At 62.1% G+C, this 20594-nt stretch carries 24 protein-coding genes; 6 read left to right on the top strand and 18 right to left on the bottom strand.

The window, feature by feature from the left end; translation table 11 throughout:
* Positions 1-256 precede the first annotated feature (256 nt).
* The 4 genes from hemW to CENROD_RS03330 all read right to left on the bottom strand — a co-directional run bounded on the left by hemW (position 257) and on the right by CENROD_RS03330 (position 4260).
* Positions 257-1447, bottom strand: coding sequence for a radical SAM family heme chaperone HemW (hemW, locus tag CENROD_RS03345; RefSeq protein ID WP_022771680.1), 1191 nt, complete (start codon positions 1445-1447; stop codon positions 257-259).
* A 40-nt stretch (positions 1448-1487) separates the two neighbouring features.
* The gene (rdgB, locus tag CENROD_RS03340) at positions 1488-2099 is read right to left on the bottom strand and encodes an RdgB/HAM1 family non-canonical purine NTP pyrophosphatase (protein WP_041193223.1); all 612 of its coding nucleotides are present in this window, start codon (positions 2097-2099) and stop codon (positions 1488-1490) included.
* 7 nt (positions 2100-2106) lie between these two features.
* The gene (locus tag CENROD_RS03335; RefSeq protein ID WP_022771678.1) at positions 2107-3108 is read right to left on the bottom strand and encodes a PP2C family protein-serine/threonine phosphatase; all 1002 of its coding nucleotides are present in this window, start codon (positions 3106-3108) and stop codon (positions 2107-2109) included.
* A 150-nt stretch (positions 3109-3258) separates the two neighbouring features.
* On the bottom strand, positions 3259-4260 hold the full coding sequence (locus CENROD_RS03330; RefSeq protein WP_022771677.1) for a serine/threonine protein kinase: 1002 nt from the start codon (positions 4258-4260) through the stop codon (positions 3259-3261).
* A gap of 102 nt (positions 4261-4362) precedes the next feature.
* On the opposite strand from CENROD_RS03330, the gene CENROD_RS03325 reads away from it, so the two are divergent.
* Positions 4363-5283, top strand: coding sequence for a YicC/YloC family endoribonuclease (locus CENROD_RS03325; protein ID WP_022771676.1), 921 nt, complete (start codon positions 4363-4365; stop codon positions 5281-5283).
* 36 nt (positions 5284-5319) lie between these two features.
* Here the strand turns inward: CENROD_RS03325 and CENROD_RS03320 are convergent, their stop codons facing one another.
* On the bottom strand, positions 5320-5667 hold the full coding sequence (locus tag CENROD_RS03320) for a hypothetical protein (RefSeq protein ID WP_041193952.1): 348 nt from the start codon (positions 5665-5667) through the stop codon (positions 5320-5322).
* A gap of 101 nt (positions 5668-5768) precedes the next feature.
* Here CENROD_RS03320 and CENROD_RS03315 point away from each other — a divergent pair, with 101 nt between their 5' ends.
* The gene (locus CENROD_RS03315; protein WP_022771674.1) at positions 5769-6917 is read left to right on the top strand and encodes a S1C family serine protease; all 1149 of its coding nucleotides are present in this window, start codon (positions 5769-5771) and stop codon (positions 6915-6917) included.
* Between the two features lie 21 nt (positions 6918-6938).
* Here CENROD_RS03315 and tatC read toward each other — a convergent pair whose 3' ends face one another.
* The 12 genes from tatC to hisC form a co-directional block, all read right to left on the bottom strand.
* Positions 6939-7721, bottom strand: a complete 783-nt coding sequence (tatC, locus tag CENROD_RS03310) for a twin-arginine translocase subunit TatC (RefSeq protein WP_022771673.1) — start codon at positions 7719-7721, stop codon at positions 6939-6941.
* Positions 7718-8191: a Sec-independent protein translocase protein TatB gene (tatB, locus tag CENROD_RS12365; protein WP_022771672.1), complete on the bottom strand. Its 474-nt coding sequence runs from the start codon at positions 8189-8191 to the stop codon at positions 7718-7720. The genes tatC and tatB overlap by 4 nt, the downstream gene beginning before the upstream one ends.
* A gap of 56 nt (positions 8192-8247) precedes the next feature.
* Positions 8248-8472 carry a Sec-independent protein translocase subunit TatA gene (tatA, locus tag CENROD_RS03300; protein WP_022771671.1) on the bottom strand — a complete coding sequence of 75 codons (225 nt, stop codon included), beginning with the start codon at positions 8470-8472 and terminating at the stop codon, positions 8248-8250.
* A 147-nt stretch (positions 8473-8619) separates the two neighbouring features.
* Positions 8620-9000 (bottom strand): histidine triad nucleotide-binding protein, encoded by a 381-nt coding sequence (locus CENROD_RS03295; protein ID WP_022771670.1) that lies wholly within the window; start codon positions 8998-9000, stop codon positions 8620-8622.
* A gap of 201 nt (positions 9001-9201) precedes the next feature.
* Positions 9202-9609, bottom strand: a complete 408-nt coding sequence (locus CENROD_RS03290; RefSeq protein WP_022771669.1) for a DUF4870 family protein — start codon at positions 9607-9609, stop codon at positions 9202-9204.
* A complete protein-coding gene (locus tag CENROD_RS03285; protein ID WP_022771668.1) occupies positions 9606-9992 on the bottom strand; it encodes a phosphoribosyl-ATP diphosphatase in 387 nt (128 codons plus the stop codon). Before CENROD_RS03285 ends, CENROD_RS03290 begins: the two co-directional genes overlap by 4 nt.
* Positions 9989-10408, bottom strand: a complete 420-nt coding sequence (hisI, locus tag CENROD_RS03280; protein ID WP_022771667.1) for a phosphoribosyl-AMP cyclohydrolase — start codon at positions 10406-10408, stop codon at positions 9989-9991. The genes CENROD_RS03285 and hisI overlap by 4 nt, the downstream gene beginning before the upstream one ends.
* Positions 10405-11175 carry an imidazole glycerol phosphate synthase subunit HisF gene (gene hisF, locus CENROD_RS03275; RefSeq protein WP_022771666.1) on the bottom strand — a complete coding sequence of 257 codons (771 nt, stop codon included), beginning with the start codon at positions 11173-11175 and terminating at the stop codon, positions 10405-10407. The genes hisI and hisF overlap by 4 nt, the downstream gene beginning before the upstream one ends.
* Before the next feature lie 13 nt (positions 11176-11188).
* Positions 11189-11929 (bottom strand): 1-(5-phosphoribosyl)-5-[(5-phosphoribosylamino)methylideneamino]imidazole-4-carboxamide isomerase, encoded by a 741-nt coding sequence (gene hisA, locus CENROD_RS03270; protein ID WP_022771665.1) that lies wholly within the window; start codon positions 11927-11929, stop codon positions 11189-11191.
* 108 nt (positions 11930-12037) lie between these two features.
* Positions 12038-12742, bottom strand: coding sequence for an imidazole glycerol phosphate synthase subunit HisH (gene hisH, locus CENROD_RS03265; RefSeq protein WP_022771664.1), 705 nt, complete (start codon positions 12740-12742; stop codon positions 12038-12040).
* A 53-nt stretch (positions 12743-12795) separates the two neighbouring features.
* Complete coding sequence (hisB, locus tag CENROD_RS03260; RefSeq protein WP_022771663.1) at positions 12796-13434, bottom strand: imidazoleglycerol-phosphate dehydratase HisB; 639 nt, start codon at positions 13432-13434, stop codon at positions 12796-12798.
* Positions 13431-14525: a histidinol-phosphate transaminase gene (gene hisC, locus CENROD_RS03255; protein ID WP_022771662.1), complete on the bottom strand. Its 1095-nt coding sequence runs from the start codon at positions 14523-14525 to the stop codon at positions 13431-13433. The genes hisB and hisC overlap by 4 nt, the downstream gene beginning before the upstream one ends.
* Before the next feature lie 137 nt (positions 14526-14662).
* Between hisC and CENROD_RS03250 the strand changes: the two genes are divergently transcribed.
* Both CENROD_RS03250 and CENROD_RS03245 read left to right on the top strand, forming a co-directional pair.
* Positions 14663-15835, top strand: a complete 1173-nt coding sequence (locus CENROD_RS03250) for a GGDEF domain-containing protein (protein WP_022771660.1) — start codon at positions 14663-14665, stop codon at positions 15833-15835.
* A complete protein-coding gene (locus tag CENROD_RS03245) occupies positions 15832-16938 on the top strand; it encodes an OmpP1/FadL family transporter (RefSeq protein ID WP_022771659.1) in 1107 nt (368 codons plus the stop codon). Before CENROD_RS03250 ends, CENROD_RS03245 begins: the two co-directional genes overlap by 4 nt.
* 19 nt (positions 16939-16957) lie before the next feature.
* Here the strand turns inward: CENROD_RS03245 and CENROD_RS03240 are convergent, their stop codons facing one another.
* Positions 16958-18481, bottom strand: coding sequence for a helicase HerA-like domain-containing protein (locus tag CENROD_RS03240; RefSeq protein ID WP_022771658.1), 1524 nt, complete (start codon positions 18479-18481; stop codon positions 16958-16960).
* A 54-nt stretch (positions 18482-18535) separates the two neighbouring features.
* Between CENROD_RS03240 and CENROD_RS03235 the strand changes: the two genes are divergently transcribed.
* Together CENROD_RS03235 and purD are read left to right on the top strand one after the other, a co-directional pair.
* A complete protein-coding gene (locus CENROD_RS03235; RefSeq protein WP_022771657.1) occupies positions 18536-19264 on the top strand; it encodes a YebC/PmpR family DNA-binding transcriptional regulator in 729 nt (242 codons plus the stop codon).
* A complete protein-coding gene (gene purD, locus CENROD_RS03230; protein WP_022771656.1) occupies positions 19261-20559 on the top strand; it encodes a phosphoribosylamine--glycine ligase in 1299 nt (432 codons plus the stop codon). Before CENROD_RS03235 ends, purD begins: the two co-directional genes overlap by 4 nt.
* The last annotated feature ends 35 nt before the right edge of the window (positions 20560-20594 follow it).

The raw sequence follows: 20594 nt of genomic DNA, 5'->3' as shown, positions 1-20594 counted from the left end.
ATTCACCACAATAAAGCAAAACGGAGATTCTAGGATGTCTATCCGGGCCTCAAGAGCGGGCTTGACCGCTACACCTATCACCCGCTACGCAGACCCATGCGGCGCAGAGGGAGCGCATCTGCTGCTCTTGGAGCGCAACCCGCATGTTCCCTGGGAACAAAAGCTTTACCACAGCGAACACCACCACACACAGGCAAAGCAGTGATGGTGTGGGGGGATGTATGCCTTCCAAGGCGCAACAGCCGTTCCCCCACGGCTATGTCGTTGGCAAAAACAAGCTTTGCAGGTCGCTGAGGAAATCCAGCCCACGGCGCGTAGGCTGGGCCTGGGTACCGTCGTAGACCATCCATCCTTGGCGGACGGCTGTTTCCAGTTGGGGTTCGATGTCCCGGATCGAATGCCCTGTGCAGTGTTCGAACGAGGCCACCGCAAAACCTTGGGTCAGCCGCAGCGCATTGAGCAGGAATTCAAAGGGTAGGTCGGCTGCGGGGACGATGCGTTCCTGCGCCACGGCGCGGCCTTGCAGGGCATGTTCCATGTAGCGTTCGGGGTTGCGCAAACGGGTCTGGCGCACTACGTGGTGGCCTTGGCTGCGCTTGCCATGCGCACCGGCACCGATGCCCAGATAGTCGCCAAATTGCCAGTAGTTGCGGTTGTGTTGGCACGCATGTCCATCTCGGGCGAAGGCGGAGACTTCGTAACGATCCAGCCCCTGGGCGCCGAGCAGGTCGATGGCCAGGTCGTGCATGTCTGCGGCCCTGTCCGCATCGGGCAGCGTGGGCGGATTCTTGGCAAAAGGCGTGTGGGCTTCGATGGTGAGCGTGTAGACCGACATGTGCGGCGCTCCCCATTCCAGGGCTGCGTGCAGGTCGCTGCGCACCCCGTCAAGGCTTTGGCCGGGCAGTGCGATCATCAGGTCGAGGTTCCACGTCCCAAAGGTGCGTGCGGCTTCAGCGGCGGCATCGCGTGCCTGGGCTGCGTCATGTACGCGGCCGATGCGTGCCAGTAGGGTGTCGTCGAAGCTCTGCACCCCCAAAGAAAGGCGGTTGACCCCCGCCGCACGAAAGTCCCGCAGGCGCTGCGGCACGCCGACCCCGGGATTGGCCTCCATCGAGATCTCGCAGTCTTGGGCGACGGACAACACGGTGTGCGCGTGCTCTAGCAGTGCGCCCAAGGCGTCTGGCGCCAGCAGATTGGGCGTGCCTCCACCGACGTAGATGCTGGAGATCGTCCGCCCTGCAGCCTGGGACGCTGTGGCGTCGAGATCGGCGCGCAGGGCGTCGAGGTACCGCTGCTGAGGTACGAAGGTACCGTGCAAGGCTACCGAGGCGAAATCGCAGTATGGACATTTGCGTACGCACCACGGGATGTGGACGTACAGCGCCAGCCCGGTTGGTTGGGGGACGCAATGGCTGCAAGGGGCGCAGGCCCCAAAGGCAGGAATCACTGCGGGATTGCTACGGAACCTTTGCGGAACGGGCTACTAGTCACGGCAAGCCGGGTAACCAGCGCTCGCGGATCAACGCAAGCATCGTCCGTGCGGCCTGCCCCCTGTGGCTGTGCGCGTTTTTCACATCCGTGGGGAGTTCGGCAAAGGTTTTGCCGAATGCAGGAAGAAACATCACGGGGTCGAATCCAAAGCCCTGGTCGCCCACAGGTGTACGGGTGATCAGCCCCGTGACGCGCCCGGTGGCAACGAGTGGTTCGGGATCCGTTGCCGAACGCAATGCGACGAGGGTGCAAACCATTGATGCCCGGCGGTCTTCCACCCCCTGCATTTGTTCGAGCAAGGCGCGCACGTTGTTGGCATCGCTCTTGGGGTAGCCAAAGCGCGTGGCGTAGTCAGCGGTGGTCACCCCAGGCTGCCCACCGAAGGCATCGACGCACAAGCCTGCGTCGTCGGCAATCGCGGGCAAACCGCTGTGCGCGCTGGCATGGCGGGCTTTGGCCAGGGCGTTTTCCAGAAAGGTGTGGTGGGGTTCCTCCGCTTCGGGAACGCCTAGCGTGCCCTGTGCGATGAGTTCGACGCCCAGCGGCGCCAGCGTGGATTGCAATTCCGCGAGCTTGCCACGGTTGCCCGATGCGAGAACGATTTGCATGGTGGAGTCACCGGGGCTGCATGGGCAGCGATTCGGCTTGGGGGGCGGCTTTGGGGTCGGTTTGGGAATCGGCTTTGGAGTCGATTTTGAGGTCGTGCTTTTTTTCCGCAGAGCGGCGGATGGCGGCGTTGATTTCGGTGATCGAACGTTCAATGGCCGCATCGTCCAGGTCGTCGGCGTGGGGGATATCGACCCAGGTCGATTGGACGGTGGAGGCAAACATGCCGTCGCTGGTGGAGGTTGCGGGGCTTTCTGAGGGCGTGACTTCCGGCGAATCCGGCATTTCCCACGCAAAGCCGATGCAGGTGACGTTGTCGCTTTTGTCGCCCGCCTTGCGCAGCGCAAGCTCGACCATGTCCGGCACTGCATGATCGACGGCTTTGCAGGTGAGTTCGGAGATGATTTCTGCCTCGCTCAGGCTCGACCACAAGCCGTCCGAGCAGAGCATGAGCTTGTCCCCCTGCTGTAGAGGCATCGAAGGGCCGATCTGGAAGACAGGCTTGGTGGGAGAACCCAGGCAGGTGAACAGGGCATTGCGGTTGATGCGCCTGGGGTCCACCGTGGCAGCGGGGTGGATGTTGGTCTGTTCTACAAAAGAATGGTCGCGGGTACGGGTGAGCAGGTCGCCCTGGCGCACCCAGTACAAGCGTGAATCCCCGCAATGCGTCCACCACACGTGGCCGGACTGGATGACGGCGACGACGACCGTCGTGCGTGGGGAATCGCTCATTCCGCGCTTGTCCGCATATCCCAGGATTTGGCGGTGCGCGGTCATCAGGGCGTCAGCCAAGAACACGGGCACGTCCTCAATCCGGGGTACGGCGGTTTTTTGGAACAGCTCGACGATGGATTCGAGCGCAAGCTGCGCAGCGACCTCTCCTTGCGGGTGGCCACCCATCCCGTCCGCGAGGACGAACACGGCGGAATCCCGCGTGTAGCAATAGCCCATGCGGTCTTCGTTGTTGCTACGACCGCCCTTGCGGCTAACCTGAAAGACAGAAAACCTCATCAACGCAATGACCCCAGTAATTCCAAAAATAACGGTGATTTCATCGAAAAACTAACACTGCCCTAACACGGGTTTGAAACCCTGCCCTTGCAGGGCGGTACACCGTGCCCCTGGCCTGAGGGCAGGTTCAGGATAGTGGCTTCAGATTTCCTACCGTGGATCGAGCACGGTGGCTTGATCCGCAGACTTTTTGCCCCCGTCGACGATCGTGCCGATCTGCATACGCATTTTGTCCCCAATGCCGAGCTTGGTATACCGGCGTGCGCCTGCACGGTTGAGTTCCTTTTGCAACGCAAATACCGACTGCGGGCGCGCCAGGGGATCGAGCGCCATGCACCACTGCACCATCTCGATGATGTCGTCCGAGTAGATGCCGCGCAGACGCTTGAGGGCGGACACCATCTTGTCCGCAGTCTGGCGCTGCGGCGCCTCGACGGGAGGGTAGCCCTGCATACAGGCGTAGATGCAAGCGCCGATGGCATAAATGTCCGTCCACGGGCCCATGGCGGTGTCGCGGCGGTACATCTCCGGCGCGGCAAAGCCGGGGGTATACATCGGGCGCACGAAGTTGCCTTCCTTGCTCAGCACTTCCCGCGCTGCGCCAAAGTCGATGAGCACGGCGCGGTTGTCGTCGGTGATAAAGATGTTGGCTGGCTTGATGTCCAGATGCAGCATCTTGTGCTGGTGGACGATGCGCAGGCCACGCAAGATTTCGTCGAACAGCGAGCGGATCGTCGATTCGCGAAACACTTTGGATTGTTTGATGTCGCGTGCGACGAGGATGTACTCCTGCAGGCTGGCGCCTTCCAGGTAGTTCATCACCATGTAGACCGTTTCGTTTTCGCGGAAGAAATTGAGCACGCTTACCACGGAAGAGTGCGCAATCTGTGCCAGCGAGCGGCCTTCCTCGAAAAAGCTCTTGAGCCCGAGCCGGTAGAGGGAGAGTTTTTCCGGCTGCACTTGCGGCAGCAGGGCGCCGGGGTCGCGCGTCGTGAGCGAAGCGGGGAGGTATTCCTTGATCGCGACCTGCTGGCCGTCCGGCCCAATGGCCTGATAGACGACGCCAAAACCGCCAGCAGCCACCTTGCGTACGACGCGGTAGCCGCCAATCAGCGTGTTGGGGGGCAGGGGAGAAGGCTTGGGCTTGGACATGGATGCCACGGCACCCACAGCACCTGCAGTACTTGCAAAGAAGTCCCCGAGGCGCCGAGGGGGTATTCTCCCGGGGATAAACCACCCAGCGGGAGACCCAAAATGCCAGTGTACAGTATGACCGGATTCGCCAGTGTGCAAGGAGAATGCGCTTCCTGGGGGGTGCAAGCGGGCTTGCCGCCACACGGAAAAGAACGCCGCCTTGCCATCGAGATTCGCTCCGTCAACGGGCGCAATCTCGAAATGGTCTTCCGCCTTGCAGACCCCTTGCGCGCTTTCGAGCCGCTGCTGCGCGAGCGCGTGCAGCAGCGCTTGCAGCGCGGCAAGGTCGAGATTCGTGCATCAATCGACGGTGGCGACGCCACCGGGCTTGCTATCCCCTCGGAAGAATGGCTGCATCGGCTGGCCACAGCGCAAGACGCCATCCGCGCCCGGCTACCCCAGGCACGTGAGCTGTCCGTAGCCGAGGTGCTGGATTTTGCGCAAGGCGAGGCCACCAGTGGGCACGACTGGCGATACGACGTGCTCACGCTGATCGACAAAGCGCTCGACGCCCTGCTTGCTGCGCGGGAAAACGAAGGCAATCGACTGGCTGCGATGTTGCTCGACCGCACCCGGCAGATTCGCACCCTGGTCGATGCAGCGGAGCCTATGGTGCCGACCATCGTTGCCGACCAACGCCAGCGATTTCTGGATCGCTGGCGCGACGGGATGGGGTTGGTCGGCCACTCCCACACTCCTTCTGCCGTGTACGAGCGCGCCATCGCCGAGTCCACCGCCTTTGCCCTGCGCATTGACGTTGCCGAGGAACTCACCCGCCTGCATTCGCATCTCGAAGAAATCGAGCGCCTGCTGGCCGAAGGGGGAACGGTCGGCAAGCGGCTCGAATTCCTTGTCCAGGAACTGCAACGCGAGGCCAATACCCTGGGCGCCAAATCCTGCGCGGTGCAACTGTCCTACGTTGCCGTGGATCTCAAGGTGCTGATCGAACAGATGCGCGAACAGGTGCAGAACCTGGAGTGAGCGACGGCAGTCGCGATGGCGGCGGTTCCTTGCGCATCAGTCCGGAAGCCGCAAACCTTTGCCAGGGGGTGCCGTATACACCTCCACGTTGCAATCGCAGCCTTGGCCGGCGGCGATCCAGCGTTGTGCCAAGGTGCGCAGCAGTGGGGCCAGCCAAGGCATCCATTGGTACACGGGCCGTGGTAGCAGGGCAGGGGTGGCGACGAGCGCGCCGCAGCGGTATTGCCGATCCCCAGGGTGCCAGATCAGCAGAGGACATGCCCCAGTACGACGGCGCGCCCACAGCCGTCCCAAGGGGCAGGGTTCGAGCAGGCAACATACCCCGCATCCATTGCAGGGCGCGCCCACAGGAGGCTTGGGTGGCGCATCGGCTGCGCGGTGCATGATTTCCACGGGGAACCTACAATTTCTGAAGGATATTGCAGGCGAACAGGGCAGGCAGACATGGGGTCGGGCTGCCAAGCTGCCTGGGGGAAACACTGGTGATGTTGCGCCTGTGGTTATTGTTTTCGCAGTCGGTCACTGTGCTGCTGGCGGCGTATTTTGTCGTCGCCACGCTCAGGCCGGGCTGGTTTGCAGGTTGGTTGGCTACCCATAGCCCTCCCCCGGTTGCCGTCGCAATTCCTGCCCCCCACATCGCACCGCGTGTACCCACGCCGGGCAGTTTCCGGGAGGCCGCTGCGCGGGCTTCATCCGCAGTGGTGAGCATCAACATTAGCAAGACCGCCCGCCCGCACCCTCTTGCCGGGGATCCCTGGTTCCGCTTTTTCTTTGGCGAACAGCCAGACCAGACGCAGGTGGGGCTGGGCAGCGGCGTCATCGTCAGTGACCAGGGATACGTGCTGACCAACAACCACGTCGTGGAAAACGCCGACGAGATCGAAGTGATCCTCTACGATGGCCGACGTACCACTGCCCGGTTGATCGGCACCGACCCGGATTCTGATTTGGCCGTTTTGCGCATTGAGCCGGATCGGCTCCCGGCCATCGTGTGGGGCGATGCCGACCAACTCCAGGTGGGGGATCAGGTGCTGGCAATCGGGAACCCCTTTGGTGTGGGGCAGACGGTGACGGCGGGGATCGTGAGCGCGTTGGGACGCAATCGGCTGGGCATCAACACCTTTGAAAACTTCATCCAGACCGATGCAGCCATCAACCCCGGCAATTCGGGGGGGGCACTCGTCGATACCGCAGGGAGATTGCTGGGAATCAATACCGCGATCTATTCGCGTTCGGGCGGGAGCATGGGGATCGGCTTTGCCATTCCTGCATCGACGGCCAAGTCCGTACTGGAAGCCATCGTGCGCGACGGCCACGTCACCCGAGGCTGGATCGGTGTAGAACCCGCCGAATTGACGCAGGAACTAGCGCAGGCTTTTGGCGTGGAGTCGCTCCGGGGGGTGCTCATCACCGGGGTTCTGCAGGGTGGCCCGGCGGATCAGGCAGGGATACGGCCGGGCGATGTGCTGACTGCGGTGGGCGCACATCCCGTTGCCAGCGTGGCCGATTTGCTCACGCACATCGCCGCACTGGCGCCGGGCAAGGAGTACGACATCGATGTGCTACGCGCCGGGCAAACCTTGCGCATTTCCATCACTCCCGCTGTAAGGCCCAAAGGGCAGCGCACGCGGTAGCGATGTGCGCCGACATCCTGCCTACGGGGATCGAGTTCCTTTTGCCGTCCACCTGGCAGCAAGGATGCCGACTTCGTAGAGTACGCACATCGGCAAGGCCAAGGCAAGCTGCGACACCACGTCCGGCGGGGTGACGATCGCTGCGACGACGAAAGCCAGCACGATGAAATATCTGCGAAGTTGCCGCAGTTGCTCCACCCGAACCAAGCCCGTGCGTACCAGCAGCACGACCGCGACCGGAATCTCGAAAGCGATGCCAAAGGCTGTGAACATCGTCAGCACGAAGTCCAGGTAGGCGTCGATATCCGGGGTTGCCGCGATGCTCGACGGCGCGACGCTTTGGATCAAGGCAAAAACCCTGCCGAAGACGAAGAAATAGCAGAACGCCACACCCAGCCCGAAAAGTATCGTGCTGGATACGACCAGGGGGAGTACCCATCGCTTTTCGTGCGCGTACAGCCCCGGCGCGACGAAGGCCCAGAGTTGGTACAGCACCACCGGCAGGGCCAGCAGGAAGGCTGCCATCAGCAGCACCTTCAGCGGAACGAGAAAAGGTGATACCACCGAGGTGGCAATCAAGGTTCCCCCTTGCGGCAGATGCGCAAGCAGTGGCGCGGCAAGCAGGTCGAACAGCGCAGCAGGCCCTGGGTAGACGCCGAGCGCTATGGCGCAGACCGCAATCGCCAGCAGGGCCTTGAGCAGACGGGATCGCAGCTCGACGAGGTGCTCGACGAAAGGTTGCCCTTCGGTGTGCTCGGGGTCGTCGGGGGGTGCCGGTTCCGGGGGCGATACGCCGTCGCTCATGGGCCTACGCTGGTACGGCGGGCACGCAGGGCAAGCGCCGCATCGGACCGTAGCCGGGTGCGTTGCGGCTTGCGAAGCGAGGTGCGTTGCAAGCGTGCCGCAGTACGCGCAGCCATGGGTAGGGAGACTGGTGCAAAGGTGGGTGTCGCGACGGCGCCATGCGATGTGTGGGTGGCGTGGGCGCCCTCAAGGCCGTGCATATCCTGCATAGCGTGCTTATCGTTGGTAACTTGCAAGTCGTGCAAGTCATGCAAACCGTCGACGGCTGAGGCCACGGTCGTTTGCACAGCGCGCAATTCTTCGAGATACATGGAACGCTCGACCTCGGCCTGCACCGTTGCCAGATAGCGCCGCGCCCGGCCCAGCAGCGTTCCGGCAATGCGGGCGACATGGGGCAGCTTGTGCGGGCCAATGACGACGAGCGCCACCGTCGCGATCAGCAGCAGTTTGGAAATGCCGAGATCGACCATGGGTGGGATGGGCGTAGAGGTGCAGCGTCGAATCAGCGTCGAATCGATGTCCAGTGTCAGTGCCGGGCCGAATCGCTGGCGTTCTGCACGCTATTCGCCGCGTTCTGCGCTATGTGTCCAGACTGCGGGGGTGCATCGGCAGGGGCATCGCGCATTCCTTCCCGAAATCCACGTACTGCCGCGCCCAGGTCGGTGCCTACATCCTTGAGTTTTCTGGTTCCGAAGACCATGACGACGACAAGCAGAACGACCAACCAATGCCAAATGGAAAACGAACCCATGGTTAGCTCCGAGAGTAAGACAACACCAAGATCAAAAGACGAAGGCAAAGAGACAAAGGCAAGCGGGGTGCTGGACAGTCACCACGACTTGGGGAAGGAGTATGGCCACGGCTACGGCCGATTGCGACTTTCGTCGCTCCTGCAACGCTATTGCTTTCGTGCCCAGGGGCGAGGCCCGCCCATGACATGCATGTGTAGGTGATGCACTTCCTGTCCACCCTCGGTACCTGTGTTGCAGACGATGCGGAACCCCCCTTCGGGGTAGGGGCGGCAGCCTTGTTCGAGCGCCAGCCGGGGGGCCAGCGTCATCATCTGCCCCATCAGCGCAGTGTGTTCTTCGGTGAGGTGCGCCATCGATGGAATGTGGAGCTTGGGGACGATGAGGAAATGGATGGGCGCAGCAGGGTGGATGTCGTGAAAGGCATAGAACCATTCGTCCTCGTACACCTTGTGCGAAGGGATCACCCCGGCGACGATCTTGCAGAACAGGCAGGTGGGCAGTTCGGGTTGCTGGTCGGAGGAAGGCATGGCAAAAACTCGGTGGAGCGCTGATTTTGTGGGAGCGACGGAAGTCGCGATGACGATGATTCATTGTGCAACGAGCTTGCACATGGGGCGCTGATCGCGACTTCCGTCGCTCCTACACCCCTATGGATACGCTGCGCTGTTGTATTGCGCTGTTGTATGGGAACAATGGTGATCCCAACAAGGCCATGGAATTCCTGGGCATCAGGGCATCGGCATAGCCTGACCCCGGTTCATCCAGACGAACCCGTACACGATGCGGTACAGGAACCATAGGGACACCATGACCCACGCGATCCACCCGGGAGCGAGGAACAGCAGCCACAACGGCGCGGTCAGCATGTACCACAGTCCAGCGAATAGCACCGTGCGCAATCGCCAGCGAAAGTGCGAGGCATGCCAAGTTCCCTCGGCGTCGTCACGCTTGGCCAAATCCAGCACGAGCGCGACGATGAGCAGAACGGGGCCCCATTGCCCCCCGGGGATGACGGCCCCCACCGCGACGATCAAGTGCAGCACATAGCTGATGGTCCCGATGGTATTGAGCGCATCGAGCCGACGCAATTCGGCGGCTATCGCGGCCGCAGAGGGCTGTTGGAAGTCTTCATTCATGGTGTGGAGTCGGTGATCGTAGGCACGATGGGGGGAGCAGATCGGCGGGCTTTTTCTTCGAGTCCGCTTGTACCTGCGCGGCGCTCCAATTCGGCCAGCACGTCGTCGGTCGAGAGGCCAAAGTGCGCGAGGGCGACCATGCAGTGGAACCAGAGGTCGGCCACCTCGCAGACGATGCGGTTACGGTCTGCGCCGTGTTCGGCGTCCTTGGCTGCCATGACGACCTCGGCAGCCTCTTCGCCGATTTTTTTGAGAAAGGCGTCCGGGCCCCGGTGCAGCAGCCTTGCAACGTAGCTCGACTGCGGATCGCCGCCCCGGTCGGGCAGGCGGGATTCGATCACGCGCATCAACGCCAGCAAGGGGTCTGTGGGGGAGGATGTCATGCGGGGGAGCGGTAGATGGCGTCGGGGTGCTTCAGCACGGGAGCAGATTCCGTCCATGCACCGTCTTCGAGCACACGGTAGAAGCAGCTATGGTGGCCGGTATGGCACGCAATCGACGGCGTGTGCCCGAGTTGGGTGACGGTCAACAGCAGGACGTCCGCATCGCAGTCGATGGCAATGCGGTGTACCCGCTGCACGTGGCCGGATTCTTCCCCCTTGCGCCATAGGCGTTGGCGGGAACGGCTGTAGTAGCAGGCGTTCCCGGAGCGGATGGTCTCTTCCAGCGCATGGCAATCCATCCACGCGACCATCAGCACATCGGCTGTGTCTCGTTCCTGCACGACGACGGGGACGAGGCCGTTGGCGTCCCAGTGGATGGCGTCCAGCACGTCGGAGGGGAATGCGGGATGGGTCATGATCGAACCAGAATCCCGCGTTCTGCCATACGGGCTTTGGCTTGCGCGATGGTGAATTCGCCGTAGTGGAAGATGCTCGCAGCCAGCACGGCGTCTGCCCCGCCGACTTCGACACCCTCGCAGAGGTGGTCGAGCGTTCCCACTCCACCCGAGGCGATCACGGGGATGCCCACGGCGTCGCTGATGGCGCGGGTCAAGGGTAGGTCGAAGCCATTGCGCGTGCCGTCGCGATCCATGCTGGTGAGCAAAATTTCCCCCGCGCCAGCCTGTGCCATGCGCTGCGCCCATTCGATGGCATCGAGCCTGGTATTGCGGCGGCCGCCGTGGCTATAGACCTCCCATCCGGCGCGTTCGTCCGAGGCATTGCGTCGGCGTGCGTCGATGGCGACGACGATGCATTGCGCGCCGTATTTGCGCGAGGCATCGGCAACGAGCTGGGGATGGGCGATGGCAGCGGAGTTGACGCTGATCTTGTCCGCGCCTGCGTTGAGCAACCTGCGCACGTCGTCGACCGTTCTCACTCCGCCGCCGACGGTCAGCGGAATGAATACCTGGGCCGCGACGGCTTCGATGATGTGCAGAATCACATCGCGCCCGTCGCTGGTCGCGGTGATGTCGAGAAAGGTCAGCTCGTCAGCGCCTTGGTCGTTGTAGCGGGCGGCAATTTCAACGGGATCGCCAGCGTCGCGCAAGGATACGAAATTGACCCCCTTGACCACACGGCCTTGCGTGACGTCCAGGCAGGGAATGATGCGCTTGGCGAGCACGGAGCCTGGAGCCTCAACCGTTCAGCTCTTTGGCGCGGGCCAAGGCTGTTGCGAAGTCGAGCGTGCCGTCGTAGATGGCACGCCCGCAAATCACCCCTTCGATGCCTTCGTCTTCGACTGCGCACAAGGCTTCGATGTCCGCCATCGAAGACAGTCCGCCCGAAGCGATGACGGGGATCGTCAATGCCTGTGCCAAGCGCACCGTTGCATCGACGTGAATGCCGCTAAGCATGCCGTCGCGGCTGATATCGGTATAGATGATGGCTTCGACGCCGAAGTCTTCGAACTTTTTGCCGAGGTCAACGACATCGTGTTTGGTGAGCTTGCTCCACCCGTCTGTCGCGATCTTGCCGTCGCGCGCATCAAGCCCCACGATGATGTGGCCGCCAAAAGCCGTGCAGGCATCCTGCAAAAAGCCTGGATTGCGCACGGCTGCCGTGCCGATGATCACGTAGCGCAGACCGGCATCCAGGTACTGCTCGATCGTGTCGAGGTCGCGAATCCCACCGCCAAGCTGCACATCGACTTCGCTGCCGATGGCTTTGAGGATCTTGCGGATCGCAGCTTCATTCTTGGGATGCCCGGCGAGGGCGCCGTCCAGGTCGACCAGATGGACCCTGCGTGCCCCCTTGGCTACCCAGGTTCGGGCCATCTGGGCGGGATCCTCGCTGAACGTGGTGGAAAGGGTCATGTCACCTTGCTGAAGCCGGACACAACGGCCAGCCTGGAGATCGATGGCAGGAATGAGGAGCATGATGCTGCGAACGAGAAGGCGGGGAAAGGGAAGAACGAAGAAACAACCAACCCAAAGGGCACTACCACGGTGGGTTACGCAAATACGCCAAATATGCCGCAGACCGCGTCAGGGGTTCCAGTGCAAAAAGTTTCGGTACAGGCTTAAACCTTGATCGGCGCTTTTTTCCGGGTGGAACTGGGTCGCAAAAATGTTATCACGCGCTATTGCAGCGCAGAACGGGCCGCCATGGTCGGCTTTGCCCATGCAATGGGCAGGATCGGTGGGGCGAACGTGGTAGCTGTGGACGAAGTAGAACCAGCTCCCATCTGGCACGGTTCCCCATACCGGATGCCCTCGGGTGTACCAGACCTGGTTCCATCCCATCTGGGGAATTTTGCAGCGTGGGGCCTGTGCGTTGTGTGGGGTGTCGTGCAGGGTGTTTTGCGCAGGGTTTTGCCCGGCGGTGGTGAAATCGAAGCGAACGACATCGCCTTGGATCAGCCCCAGGCAAGGGATATCCCCTTCCGCGCTGCGATCCAGCAGCATCTGCATCCCCACGCATATCCCGAGTAGCGGGCGGCTGGCGGCCACGTCCAGCACAGCTTCGAGCAGACCACAGTGGCGTAGCCCTTCCATGCAGTCGGGCATGGCGCCCTGGCCGGGCAAGATCACACGGTCGGCATTGCGAACCTGCGTGGGATCCTGGGTGACGGTGACGATGCAGGCGCTGTCAGCACTGGCGCGTTGCACTGCATGAGAGACCGAGCGCAAATTGCCCATCCCGTAATCGACGACCGCAACGACAGGGCTGCGGCACGAAACGCGGGTCATGGTAAGCGGGGAAGAAAGATCCAGCAGATAGCCCGGCCCATGCCCGGCTGGGATCAGAGCGTTCCCTTGGTCGAGGGAACGTGTTCCGGGCTGCGTGCGTCGATGGCGACGGCATCACGGAACGCTCGGCCAAAAGCCTTGAAGATTGTTTCGATCTGATGGTGGGCGTTGCGACCCTTGAGGTTATCGACGTGCAGCGTAACCAAGGCATGGTTGACGAAGCCCTGGAAGAATTCGTATACGAGCTGGGTATCGAAACCGCCGACGCTGGGGCAAGTGAATTCGGCATCCATCGCCAGCCCGGGCCGCCCGGAAAGGTCGATGACGACGCGGCTGAGCGCTTCGTCGAGCGGAACGTAGGCGTGGGCAAAGCGCCGCACCCCTTTTTTGTTCCCTAGCGCCTGATGCACGGCTTGGCCGAGGGTGATGCCCACGTCCTCGACCGTGTGGTGGGCATCGACGTGCAAATCCCCCTCTGCGTCGATATCGAGATCGACGAGAGCGTGGCGTGCAAACTGTTCGAGCATGTGGTCGAAAAAGCCAACGCCTGTATGCACGCGGGCTTGGCCGCTGCCTTGGAGCTGGATGCGCACCGATACCTCGGTTTCTTCGGTATTGCGGCGGATTTCGGCCGTGCGCCCCGTACCAGGGGCGTGGGCCTCGGGCAATTCGGTCAGGGGATAGTTCGTCATAAGGAGTGTTCGAGTGCCGACAGCATCAAGGCATTTTCTGCTGCGGTTCCTACCGTCAATCGCAGGCAATCGTGCAGCAGTGAATGCATTGTAGAAACGTTCTTGACGAGCACTTTGCGCTCCAACATGCCAGCAAAAACGCGCTGTGCATCGGGTACGCGCACCAGAATCATGTTGGCTTGCGAGGGAAAAACCTGCACCTTTTTCCAGCCGGCCAGCGTGGCGATCAATGCATCGCGTTGTGCCCGGATGTCGGCGGCCTGCGCTTCGAACACCTCGTGCCGTTCAAGCGCGAACAAGGCAGTTTCGGTATCGAGCACGCTGACGTTGTAGGGCGGGCGCACTTTGTCAAATTCGGCGATCAGCTCCTGCGGCCCGGCCAGGTAGCCGATGCGTACCCCCGCCAAGCCGAATTTGCTCAGTGTTCGCAGCAGCAGCACGTTGGGGTATCGGCCCAGGTACGCGACGCAATTGCGGTCTGCAAAGGGGAAATAGGCTTCGTCGATCACGACGAGGCTGTGTTGCGCGCAGTCGATGAGCGCTTCGATATCCGCAGTCGCCCACAGGTTGGCCGTCGGGTTGTTGGGGTACGCGAGGAAAAGAAGCGCGGGTCGATGTTCCACGATCGCTGCCTGCGTGGCGGGAATGTCCAAAGAAAAGTCCTCGCGCAAGGGAACGCCCACGTACCGCATCCCGTGCCATGCCGCGCAAACGCCATACATCACGAAACAAGGCTCCGGCGCAAGCATGCACGCGGTGTGCCCTTGTGGCGAACGGCGTGCGCAAGCCAGCGCGAGCAAGCTGATCAGCTCGTCGGATCCGTTGCCCAGCAGCAGTCCGCAGTTTTCGGGAACCGGGGTGTACGCACGCAGCGCCGCATGCAATGCTGCATTGCGCGCCCCAGGGTAGCGGTGCAACTCCACTTCGGCAAGTCTGCGCCCCAGCTCGGCCCTCCATTCCGAAGGAGGGCGGTGGGGGTTTTCCATCGCATCGAGTTTGACCAATCCTGTTGCGTCATGCACGGTATAGGCACGCAGGGCGCGGATATCGGGGCGGATGCAGGAATCGAGCAAAGTGGAAACGGTGGTCATGGCGTGCAATACGTGGCAAAGCTGGCTAGTCATGGTAGCCGGTGGGATCGGGTGCTGCGGCAGCCTATGATTCGCACCACCTTGGCTTTTTTTCCTTGGTCTTCCCCCTTCACACCCGGTAGCCCCATCCGCCCGTGATGTTGCTCGACGTCAATACTCTGCTGGTCGTCACGGTAGCCAACATCGTTACGTTGGCGTTGGTGTCTCCGGCGGTGATGGGGCTACGGCTGGGGGCTGCCGCACGGGCCGCACGCTGGAGCATCGTGGTGCATGCAGTCGGTTGGGCGTGCATGATCGCTTCCAACTTCTGGCCAGAGACCTGGATGGATCGGTGGCTTTCCACCATGGCAGTCGCTGGTTTTGCCGTGACGCACTGGCTGCTATACGTTGCGCTAGCACATTGGCTAGGTCCCCGGCGCTTCCGTCCTGCGGTGATCGCCTTGTCGATCCTGACACCCGTGGGCTATTTCGCTGTGTTTGGCAGCTATGCGCTGCGGGTCGGGTGGGCCAACTTGCTGCTTGCCGTGCAACTGCTGCTGGTGACGTGGGCGTGTTTTCGACCGACCACGACGCTGCACGGGCCTTGGCGGATGGTATTGGCGGGCGGGATGACTGGCATAGCCGTGCTGACTGCTGGGCGTGGCGTGCTGGGCGCGTTCACCGACGTCTATCCCACCTTCCTCACCCCTCATCCGTGGAATATCGCGGCGATGTTTTTGACCAGCCTGTTGCCCGTGTTGATGAACTTTGCCGTGCTCGGCGGTTGGCATGAGGAAGCAGAAACGGCGCTGCACAAGCTCGCGATCACCGATACCTTGACCGGTCTGCTTAACCGCAGGGGCTGGCATGAGGTCGCTTTGCCCTTGATCGCGCACGCCAGCCGTCTGGGACAGCCCGTCTCCCTGCTGATGATCGACATCGACTTCTTCAAAAGCATCAATGATCGATACGGCCACGATGCCGGGGATCGTGCTCTACAAGCGATGGGGGCGCTGCTGCGCGAAAACCGCCGCGCCCATGATGTGGCTGCGCGCATTGGTGGGGAAGAGTTCTGCCTGCTGCTGCCCAGTTGCACCGCAGAGGCGGCCAGCGACATCGATCAGCGATTGCGCCAGCGCTTGCCTGCTATCGGCGCCGACCTGGGGTTTCCTCTCGATTTCAGCGCTGGTCTGGCAGTGCGCCAGCCCCAAGAAACCCTGGAAAGGCTCATGACCCGCGCCGATACTGCGCTGTATGCAGCGAAGGACGGTGGACGTGGCTGCCTGGTGTCCGCCGAATCCCCATCCCCCCAACCGGAAAAACCACTATGACCCTACGCACTCTCCTGCTCTGCTCTGCTGCTTTGGTGACGGCCCCCCACGCCTTTGGCGGCGGAATCGATCGATCCGGCCAAGGGTTGGGCGCCTTGTTTCAACCGGGGCGCTATATGGAATTGTCTACAAGCAAGGTCAAACCCAATGTGCAGGGCCTGGACATTGTGGGTGGGGCGACGGGAGATGTAGTCGGCGACTACCCCCTGACGAGTTTCAGCGTCAAGATGGACTGGGACGAACAGCTCTCGTTCGCCATGGTGGCCGATCAACCCTATGGCGCCCATATCTGGTACGGCGATCAGTCGACCCTGTTGGGGGGCACGAGCGTCGATGTCTCGTCCCACGCCATCCTCGGACTGGCCCGGTACCGCTGGAACGATGCGCTGAGCGTACATGGCGGATTGCGCGTGCAACGGTCGCATTCCGTGGTGCGGTTGGAAGGGTTGGCGTATGGCCCGGTCAATGGATACGCCGCACGCTTTGACGAGGACACCCACACATCGCCAGTGCTGGGGGTTGCCTACGAGCGTTCCGACATTGCCTTGCGCATCGCAGCTACGTACCACGATGCCACCAAGCACCGCTTTTCGACCGAAGAATCCGCTCCGCTTGCTCCACTCAACGGCACGTCGACGACAACGGTTCGCACCCCCAGGGCAGTCAACCTCGACGTGCAGACGGGTATTGCCCCTGGCACCTTGCTCTTTGGGCAACTGCGCTGGGTGAACTGGTCCGAATTTCGCGTCGATCCCGAACGATTCTTCGGGGTAGTCGGTGAAGGGCTAATCGAATTGCAGGATACCCGTACCTACATGTTGGGCATTGCCAGGCAGTTCAGTGACAGATGGACGGGGGTCGTCTCGTTGCAGTACGAGGGCAAGGGCACGGTGCTGAGTTCCCCACTGTCTCCGATCAATGGCCGCAAGGGCCTCACGCTGGCTGCCGTGCATACCTGGGATGGGGTGCGGATCACCACAGGGCTGAGCTACCTGCGTCTTGGGGATGCCCTGCTTGAAACCGGCACCCCGGATGTCCAGCGCGCCACCATGCAAGACAACGAAGCCGTGGGGCTGGGGTTGAGCGTGGGGTGGGCGTGGTGAAAGGCGAGGGAGGGCAGGGCTACCTTCTCCCTCCGCCGAGCAGGCTACCCAGAACTCCGCGAATGAGCTGACGGCCCAGCTCGCGACCGACCGCACTGGCGGCGCTGCGAAAGAGCTGCTCCCCAGCGGAGGTTCTGCGCCCGCCGCCCCCGGTGACCAGCCCGCCCAGGGTGGCTCCGATGCCGTCGAGCAGCCCGCCGGTTTGCTGCGCGGTTGGCTCGCCCCGCGTAGAGGACGACGCCGGTGCGGTTGGCCTTGATGCGCGGGCAACCCGTCCCCGCAACGCTTCAAAGGCGGATTCGCGATCCAGCGTCTGTTCGTAGACCCCCGCGACGAGCGATTGGGCCAATAGTTCCTGTCGCTGCGCCGGGGTGATGGGGCCAATCTGGCTGGCTGGCGGAAGGATGGCCATACGCTGCGTAGGGCAGGGGCGGCCTTGGTCGTCGAGCAGACTCACCAATGCTTCCCCCACAGCCAGTTCGGTGATGGCTGCGGCCACGTCCAGCCCTGGGCTGGGGCGCATCGTCGATGCCGCAGCCGCGACGGCCTTTTGATCGCGCGGGGTGTAGGCGCGCAGCGCGTGCTGGATACGGTTGCCAAGCTGCCCGAGTACGCTGTCGGGGATATCCGCAGGGTTTTGGGTGACGAAATACACCCCCACGCCCTTGGAGCGGATCAACCGCACCACAAGCTCAATACGTTCGACGAGCACCTTGGGCGCATCGGCAAACAGCAGGTGCGCCTCGTCGAAGAAAAACACCAGCTTGGGACGGTCCAGGTCGCCGACTTCAGGCAGGGTCTCGAACAGCTCGCTGAGTAGCCAAAGCAAAAAAGCTGCGTAGAGGCGCGGGGACTGCATCAGCTTGTCTGCGGTGAGGATGTTGATCACCCCACGGCCCTGCGTGTCGGTTTGCACCAGATCCATGATGTTGAGCATAGGCTCGCCGAAAAAGCGATCCCCCCCTTGCTGCTCCAGTTGCGCCAGCCCGCGAACAATCGCGCCGATGCTCGCTGCGCTGATGTTGCCGTACTCGGTGGTGAATTGCGAGGCGTTGTCCCCGACGTGCTGGCACATCGCACGCAAATCCTTGAGGTCGAGCAAAAGCAGCCCGGCATCGTCGGCGATCTGGAACACTAGATGTAGCACCCCTGTCTGCGTCTCGTTGAGCTGGAGCATGCGGGAAAGGAGCAACGCGCCAAAGTCGCTGACCGTTGCCCGCACCGGGTGCCCCTGATCCCCGAAAACGTCCCAGAGCGTCGTGGCAAAGCCTTCAGGCTCCCGGGGCTGCATCCCGCGCTGCGCCAACAGGTCCAGCATCTTGGTAGAAGGGGAACCTGGTTGGCAGATCCCGGTCAAATCCCCTTTGATATCAGCTAGGAATACCGGGGTTCCCAGCTTGGCGAAGCCTTCGGCAAGGGCTTGGAGGGTGACAGTTTTGCCTGTCCCCGTCGCACCGGTAATCAGGCCGTGGCGGTTGGCTTTGTCGGCAAGCAAATGGGCTTGGGCAAGCGTATTTTGGGCAATGAATAGGGAAATGGCCATGACAAACTCGAAAAGTACAATGGTTCGCAATAAGATATTTGGGAAGGATTGTCCATGGCAGGGCACAGCAAATGGGCCAATATTCAGCACCGCAAAGGTCGTCAAGACGAAAAGCGCGGAAAGATTTGGACACGCATCATCCGGGAAATTACGGTGGCCGCCCGCTCGGGCGGTGGTGAGCTTTCCACCAATCCCCGCTTGCGTTTGGCGGTAGACAAAGCCAAAGCTGCCAACCTTCCCATAGACCGGGTTCGCTACAACATCGATAAAGCGACCGGCAATGCCGAAGGCGTTCACTATGACGAAATTCGCTATGAAGGCTACGGAGTGGGTGGTGCTGCTGTCATCGTCGATACGATGACCGACAACAAGGTGCGCACCGTCGCGGAAGTGCGGCACGCCTTTTCCAAGCACGGGGGCAACCTCGGCGGGGAAGGCTGCGTGGCCTTCCAGTTCACGTACTGCGGGCAGATCATCCTGGCCCCGGGCGCTGAGGAGGGCCGGGTGATGGATCTGGCCATCGAAGCGGGCGCGGACGATGTGATCGTCCACGACGATGGGTCGATCGAAGTGCTGACCCACGCCACGGGCATGGAGGCAGTCAAGGCCGCGCTGGTCGGCGCGGGAATCGAACCGGACGTTGCCGAAGTCACGATGCGGGCGCAAAACACGGTCGAATTGGCAGGGGAAGACGCGCTGCGGATGCAAAAACTCCTCGACGTACTGGAAGACCTCGACGACGTGCAAAACGTCTACCACAACGCGGATATGGACGGCGTATGAAAATTCTCGTCATCGGAGGCGGCGGTCGCGAACACGCGCTGGCATGGAAGCTGGCCCAGTCCGACAAGACCCACAAAATTTATCTTGCCCCTGGCAACGGGGGTACCGCGCAGGATCTCCGATTCGAAAACGTCCCCATCAAAGATATCCATGAGCTGTGCGCCTGGGCGGTGTCGCAGAAGATCGGCCTGACGGTCGTCGGCCCGGAGGCGCCGCTGGCAGCGGGCGTCGTCGACGAATTTCGCAAGAACAAGCTACGCATCTTTGGCCCCACACAGGCTGCTGCCCGGCTCGAAAGCTCCAAGGCTTTCGCCAAGACATTCATGCAGCGGCACGGCATTCCCACTGCGGCTTTCGAGGTCTTTCCCAATGCTGCATCGGCCCATGCGTACATCGACCAGAAGGGAGCGCCCATCGTCGTCAAGGCTGATGGTCTGGCTGCGGGAAAAGGAGTGGTCGTTGCCACCACGCTGGAACAGGCGCATGAGGCCGTCGACGCCATGTTTGCCCTCCAGTCCGGTGCGATGCAAGCAGGGGATGTGCCACATGTCGTTATCGAAGAGTTCCTTGCTGGGGAGGAAGCCAGCTTCATCGTGCTGGTCGATGGCAAAAACGTCCTCCCGCTTGCCACGAGCCAGGATCACAAGCGATTGCTGACCGGGGACGGCGGCCCCAACACCGGGGGCATGGGCGCGTATTCCCCCGCGCCGGTCGTCAGCCCTAACGTCCACGCTCGGGTCATGCATGACATCATCCTGCCCACGGTGCGTGGCATGGCCAAGGAAGGCGCCATCTACACGGGGTTTTTGTATGCAGGGCTGATGATTGATGCCGAAGGCAATCCCAAAACCCTCGAATTCAATTGCCGCATGGGCGACCCGGAAACCCAGCCCATCATGATGCGGCTCAAGACGGATCTTGTCGATGTCTTCCTGGCTGCGACCGAGCCTGGCCCGCACGGCAAGCTTGATGCCGTCGAGCTGCAATGGGATCGGCGCACTGCGCTGGGGGTCATCCTCGCAGCACAGGGCTACCCGCAGTCCCCCAGGACGGGCGACCCCATCGACGCTCTGCCACAGGAGGCCGACGACCTGTGTGTGTTCCATGCAGGCACCGCGCTCCGTGATGGCCAGCTTGTCACCAGCGGAGGACGGGTGCTTTGCGTCACGGCCTTGGCGGACAACGTTCGCCTGGCCCAGCAGCGTGCCTACGAGGCTGTGGCCACCATCCAGTTTGAAGGCATGCAATACCGCACCGATATTGGCCATCGGGCAGTCAAGGTCGTCACGGCGTAACGGTGGCTCGCGTCGTACCGGAAGATTTGGGTTCG

The sequence above is a fragment of the Candidatus Symbiobacter mobilis CR genome (assembly GCF_000477435.1).
GTDB classification, from domain to species: Bacteria; Pseudomonadota; Gammaproteobacteria; order Burkholderiales; family Burkholderiaceae_C; genus Rhodoferax; species Rhodoferax mobilis.
This window is presented reverse-complemented; position numbering and strand designations above follow the sequence as displayed.

Coding starts and splice junctions, on each gene's coding strand:
- rdgB (WP_041193223.1), bottom strand. CDS start 2,099: ATGCAAATCGTTCTCGCATCGGGCAACCGTGGCAAGCTCGCGGAATTG.
- CENROD_RS03335 (WP_022771678.1), bottom strand. CDS start 3,108: ATGAGGTTTTCTGTCTTTCAGGTTAGCCGCAAGGGCGGTCGTAGCAAC.
- CENROD_RS03330 (WP_022771677.1), bottom strand. CDS start 4,260: ATGTCCAAGCCCAAGCCTTCTCCCCTGCCCCCCAACACGCTGATTGGC.
- CENROD_RS03325 (WP_022771676.1), top strand. CDS start 4,363: ATGCCAGTGTACAGTATGACCGGATTCGCCAGTGTGCAAGGAGAATGC.
- CENROD_RS03320 (WP_041193952.1), bottom strand. CDS start 5,667: ATGCACCGCGCAGCCGATGCGCCACCCAAGCCTCCTGTGGGCGCGCCC.
- CENROD_RS03315 (WP_022771674.1), top strand. CDS start 5,769: ATGTTGCGCCTGTGGTTATTGTTTTCGCAGTCGGTCACTGTGCTGCTG.
- tatC (WP_022771673.1), bottom strand. CDS start 7,721: ATGAGCGACGGCGTATCGCCCCCGGAACCGGCACCCCCCGACGACCCC.
- tatB (WP_022771672.1), bottom strand. CDS start 8,191: ATGGTCGATCTCGGCATTTCCAAACTGCTGCTGATCGCGACGGTGGCG.
- tatA (WP_022771671.1), bottom strand. CDS start 8,472: ATGGGTTCGTTTTCCATTTGGCATTGGTTGGTCGTTCTGCTTGTCGTC.
- CENROD_RS03295 (WP_022771670.1), bottom strand. CDS start 9,000: ATGCCTTCCTCCGACCAGCAACCCGAACTGCCCACCTGCCTGTTCTGC.
- CENROD_RS03290 (WP_022771669.1), bottom strand. CDS start 9,609: ATGAATGAAGACTTCCAACAGCCCTCTGCGGCCGCGATAGCCGCCGAA.
- CENROD_RS03285 (WP_022771668.1), bottom strand. CDS start 9,992: ATGACATCCTCCCCCACAGACCCCTTGCTGGCGTTGATGCGCGTGATC.
- hisI (WP_022771667.1), bottom strand. CDS start 10,408: ATGACCCATCCCGCATTCCCCTCCGACGTGCTGGACGCCATCCACTGG.
- hisA (WP_022771665.1), bottom strand. CDS start 11,929: ATGCTCCTCATTCCTGCCATCGATCTCCAGGCTGGCCGTTGTGTCCGG.
- hisH (WP_022771664.1), bottom strand. CDS start 12,742: ATGACCCGCGTTTCGTGCCGCAGCCCTGTCGTTGCGGTCGTCGATTAC.
- hisB (WP_022771663.1), bottom strand. CDS start 13,434: ATGACGAACTATCCCCTGACCGAATTGCCCGAGGCCCACGCCCCTGGT.
- hisC (WP_022771662.1), bottom strand. CDS start 14,525: ATGACCACCGTTTCCACTTTGCTCGATTCCTGCATCCGCCCCGATATC.
- CENROD_RS03250 (WP_022771660.1), top strand. CDS start 14,663: ATGTTGCTCGACGTCAATACTCTGCTGGTCGTCACGGTAGCCAACATC.
- CENROD_RS03245 (WP_022771659.1), top strand. CDS start 15,832: ATGACCCTACGCACTCTCCTGCTCTGCTCTGCTGCTTTGGTGACGGCC.
- CENROD_RS03240 (WP_022771658.1), bottom strand. CDS start 18,481: ATGGCCATTTCCCTATTCATTGCCCAAAATACGCTTGCCCAAGCCCAT.
- CENROD_RS03235 (WP_022771657.1), top strand. CDS start 18,536: ATGGCAGGGCACAGCAAATGGGCCAATATTCAGCACCGCAAAGGTCGT.
- purD (WP_022771656.1), top strand. CDS start 19,261: ATGAAAATTCTCGTCATCGGAGGCGGCGGTCGCGAACACGCGCTGGCA.